At 66.1% G+C, this 3,778-nt stretch carries 5 protein-coding genes; 2 read left to right on the forward strand and 3 right to left on the reverse strand.

From position 1 onward, the window contains the following. Positions 1 to 45: 45 nt before the first annotated feature. Together cobO and VEG08_04570 are read right to left on the reverse strand one after the other, a co-directional pair. Positions 46 to 582 carry a cob(I)yrinic acid a,c-diamide adenosyltransferase gene (cobO, locus tag VEG08_04565; GenBank protein ID HXZ27257.1) on the reverse strand — a complete coding sequence of 179 codons (537 nt, stop codon included), beginning with the start codon at positions 580 to 582 and terminating at the stop codon, positions 46 to 48. 99 nt (positions 583 to 681) lie between these two features. After that, a complete protein-coding gene (locus VEG08_04570) occupies positions 682 to 1,128 on the reverse strand; it encodes a 23S rRNA (pseudouridine(1915)-N(3))-methyltransferase RlmH (GenBank protein ID HXZ27258.1) in 447 nt (148 codons plus the stop codon). A gap of 159 nt (positions 1,129 to 1,287) precedes the next feature. Here VEG08_04570 and VEG08_04575 point away from each other — a divergent pair, with 159 nt between their 5' ends. Both VEG08_04575 and VEG08_04580 read left to right on the forward strand, forming a co-directional pair. Continuing rightward, positions 1,288 to 1,638, forward strand: coding sequence for a PilZ domain-containing protein (locus VEG08_04575; protein ID HXZ27259.1), 351 nt, complete (start codon positions 1,288 to 1,290; stop codon positions 1,636 to 1,638). A 34-nt stretch (positions 1,639 to 1,672) separates the two neighbouring features. Further along, entirely contained in the window at positions 1,673 to 2,026 is a 354-nt protein-coding gene (locus VEG08_04580) for a PilZ domain-containing protein (GenBank protein HXZ27260.1), read from the forward strand. Here the strand turns inward: VEG08_04580 and thrS are convergent. Beyond that, positions 2,023 to 3,778: threonine--tRNA ligase (gene thrS / locus VEG08_04585; protein ID HXZ27261.1), on the reverse strand; the 1,756-nt coding region annotated here is incomplete at its 5' end. The genes VEG08_04580 and thrS overlap by 4 nt on opposite strands.

A 3,778-nucleotide genomic window follows, 5' to 3' on the forward strand; every position in this document is an offset into this window, starting at 1 on the left:
GCAAGAGGACAGTATATAGAAAGCAAGGCCGGCCGGGGCGGCGGGCTAGTACTCGATGCCGCGCTGCGCCTCCACGCCCTTCTCGTAGGCGTGCTTGACCTGGCGCATCTCGGTGACGGTGTCGGCCAGCTCCACGATTGCCGGATGGGCGTTGCGCCCCGTCAAGATGACATGCACCCGCTCCGGCTTCTTCTTCAGCGCCGCGACCACCCGCGCCGGATCCAGCATCTTGTAGCTGATGGCGTAGTTGATCTCGTCCAGGATGACCAGGTCCCACTGCCCGGATTGGATGGCCTGCTCGGCCTCTTTCCAGGCTTCCTCGACCAGGCGCACATCCTCGGGGTCGGGCTCGGCCCCACCCACCTTCACGAAGCCGCGGCCCATCTGCTTGAGAACGAACTTGTCGCCGAAGGCCTGCACCGCGTCCAGCTCGCCGTAGTGCCAGGAGCCCTTGAGGAACTGCAGCATGAGGACCTTCAGGCCCTGGCCCACGGCGCGCAGGGCGGTGCCCAGAGCGGCCGTGGTCTTGCCCTTGCCGGGGCCGGTGTGCACGATGATCAGGCCTTTGCGAATGTCGGGCATAGGTTTCAAAGTTTCAAGGTTTCAAGGCTTCAAGGCCAAAGCGACTTCACTTTGAAACCTTGAAACTCTGAAACCTTGAAACCTTCCATACCACATGGGTCACGAGTGACCCGTGTGGTATGGGTGTCCTTTCAGGATTGTAAACGCCCGGTAGAGCTGTTCCAGCAAAACCACGCGCGCCAGTTCGTGGGCCAGGGTCATCTTGCCGAAGGAGAGGACCAGGTCGGCGGAGCGGCGGGCCTCCTGGGAGAAGCCGTTGGCGGGGCCCACCGCGAAGATCAGCCACTGGGTGCCGCGGTCCTGCTGGTCGCGCAGCAGCTCGGCGAACTCCTCGCTGGTGAGCTGGCGGCCGCGCTGGTCCAGCAGCACCGAGAGCGGGCGGGTGCGCCCGGCAGAGCGCTCCAGCGAGGCCAGCAGCGTCGCCTCGCTCGCGAACTCCTGCGACTCTGTGGGCAGGTAGCGGGCCAGGCGCTGTAAGTACTCTGCAGTCAAGGAGTTAATGGCGGCGGAGCGGGTCTTGCCCACCCAGGCGATGCGCAGCTTCATGGTGGATTGATTCTAACCGCAGGGGTAGCCTAGTTACTAAAGTACATGACCCTCCGGCATGGTGCATTCCCCCATACGGACATGTACCATTTTGCACCGGAGAGGTTACCCTCTCTGGTTCAGGAACCGAGGCCCAGCGCGTGGTCAGGCGAGGCGCCTATGGGTGGTGAACAAGGCGGGACCGGGACGATGGAAGCGCGGGTGCATCCGCGCTGGCCCACCGACCTGGAAGTGCTCTACGGGGCCCGGCAACTGGCGCGCGGCCGCGCCCTGGACATCAGCGAGCGCGGCATCGGCTTCACGGGGGGCGTCAGCTATCCCGTGGGCAGCGACATCGAGATCCACTTCCGCCAGGGGGCGCCGGTGGAGTGGTTCAAGGCCCGCGGCGTCGTCCGCCACTGCGGCCGCGACCGCATGGGAGCGGAATTCGTCGGCCTGGGCATGTTCGACCGCACCCGCATCCAGGAGATGATCCACCGGGGCATGACGGGGCGGGGCGGGAACGCATGAAGCCGGCGACCCCGCCGGCTCTCTGAGGCCGGGCATGGCGACAGGACTCCAAAACGGAAGCGGCGGACCCGATCGCCGCGGCTGCCCGCGCTGGCGCACCGCTCTCCAGGTCCGCTACGGCGAGGGCGACGCCCAGGCCGACGGCCTGGGGGTGGACATCAGCGAGACCGGCATCGGCTTCAAAGGCCCGCAGGTGTGGCCGGTGGGCGCCACCCTGGAGCTGCGCTTCAAGCCTGATTCCCCCGTCGCCGACTGGTTCCGGGCGCGGGCGGTGGTGCGCAACGTGGTCTCCGACCGCATGGGCGCCGAGTTCCTGGGCATGGGCTCGGCCGACCGCATGCGCATCCTGGAGATGATCTACCGCGACATCGCCCTGCGCCGCCGCTAGAGCGTCGTCGCCTTGGTGGCGATGAGGTCCTTCACCCGGGCCACGAACTCCCCCGCCGCCATGTCCTCGGTCTTCTCTTTGCCGCGGGTGCGGACATTGACCTTGCCCGCCTCGGCTTCCTTGTCGCCCACGATCAGCAGGAAGGGCACCTTCTGCAGGGCGTGCTCGCGGATCTTGGCGTTCATCTTCTCCGGCCGGGCGTCCACGTGCACGCGCACCCCGGCGGCCTCGAGCTGCCGCGCCACCGAGCCCGCGTACTCCGCGTGCCGCTCGCTGATGGGGATCAAGACCACCTGCACCGGCGACAGCCACACCGGGAAGGCCCCGGCGTAATGCTCGATCAGCACTCCGAAGAAGCGCTCGATGGAGCCGTAGAGGGCGCGGTGCACCATGAGGGGCTGGTGGCGCGCGCCGTCCTCGCCCACGTACTCCAGCCCGAAGCGCTCGGGCAGGTTGAAGTCGAACTGCACGGTGGAGAGCTGCCAGGGGCGCCCGATGGCGTCCACCAGCTTGACGTCGATCTTGGGGCCGTAGAAGACGGCCTCGCCGGGCATGGTCTTGTAAGGGATGTTGCGGCGCTGCAGCGCCTTCTCCAATGAGCGGATGGCCAGTTCCCAGTTGGCGTCCGAGCCGGCGTAGGACTTGCGGTCGTTCTTGTCCCAGATGGAGAGTTCGGCGTTGAATTCGGTGAAGCCGTAAACCTTGAGCACGGCCTCGGCGAAGTCGAGGCAGCCGTCGATCTCGTCTTCGATCTGCTGCGGGGTGCAGAAGATGTGGGCGTCGTCCTGGGTGAAGCCGCGCACCCGCAGCAGCCCGTGCATCACTCCCGAGCGCTCGTAGCGGTAGACGGTGCCCAATTCGCCCAGGCGCACCGGCAGGTCGCGGTAGGAGCGCAACTGGTCCTTGTAGATGAGGATGTGCCCCGGGCAGTTCATGGGCTTGACGCGGTACTCGGCGTCCTCCAGCTCCATGGGGGTGAACATATTCTGGGCGTAGAAGCCCTCGTGCCCGCTGACCTCCCACATGTGGCGGCGGAAGACATGCGGGGTGTAGACCAGGGAGTAGCCGCGCTTGAGGTACTCGGCGCGCAGCCAGTCCTCCATCTCCTTGCGGATGATGCCGCCCTTGGGATGCCAGAAGATGAGCCCCGGCCCCGCCAGCTCCTGGATGGAGAACAGGTCGAGCTGCTTGCCCAGCACGCGGTGGTCGCGCTTGCGGGCCTCCTCCATGCGGTGCAGGTACTCGTCCAGCTCCTTCTTGGAATAGAAGCTGGTGCCGTAGATGCGCTGCAGTTGCGGGTTCTTCTCGTCGCCCAGCCAGTAGGCGCCGGCGATGCTGAGCAGCTTGAAGGCCTTGATGCGCCCGGTGGAGGGGATGTGGGGGCCGCGGCAGAAGTCCACGAACTTGCCGGTGCGGTAGAGCGAGATCTTCTCATCGGGCGCGGTGAACTGCTCGATGAAATGGCACTTCATGAAGTCGCCCTCGCTCTTGAACCTCTCCAGCCCCTCCTTGCGCGGCAGGAAGTCCTGCGCGTAGGGGATGTCCTGCGCGACCAGCTCCTGCATCTTCTTCTCGATGCGCTCCAGGTCCTCGGGGGTGAAGGGGGTGGGGCGGTAGAAGTCGTAGAAGAAGCCGTGTTCGGTGGCGGGGCCGTGGCCGAGCTTAGTTTCGGGGAAGAGCTCGAGGACAGCGGCGGCAAGCAGGTGCGCGGACGAGTGGCGGTAGACCTGTAGAGCTTCGGGATCTCGTTCG

The organism is Terriglobales bacterium (assembly GCA_035624475.1).
Lineage (GTDB): Bacteria > Acidobacteriota > Terriglobia > Terriglobales > Acidobacteriaceae > DASPRL01.

Bases quoted from the DNA above. Each gene is read 5' to 3' on its own strand.
- cobO (HXZ27257.1), bottom strand. From the start codon at position 582: ATGCCCGACATTCGCAAAGGCCTGATCATCGTGCACACCGGCCCCGGC.
- VEG08_04570 (HXZ27258.1), bottom strand. From the start codon at position 1,128: ATGAAGCTGCGCATCGCCTGGGTGGGCAAGACCCGCTCCGCCGCCATT.
- VEG08_04575 (HXZ27259.1), top strand. From the start codon at position 1,288: ATGGGTGGTGAACAAGGCGGGACCGGGACGATGGAAGCGCGGGTGCAT.
- VEG08_04580 (HXZ27260.1), top strand. From the start codon at position 1,673: ATGGCGACAGGACTCCAAAACGGAAGCGGCGGACCCGATCGCCGCGGC.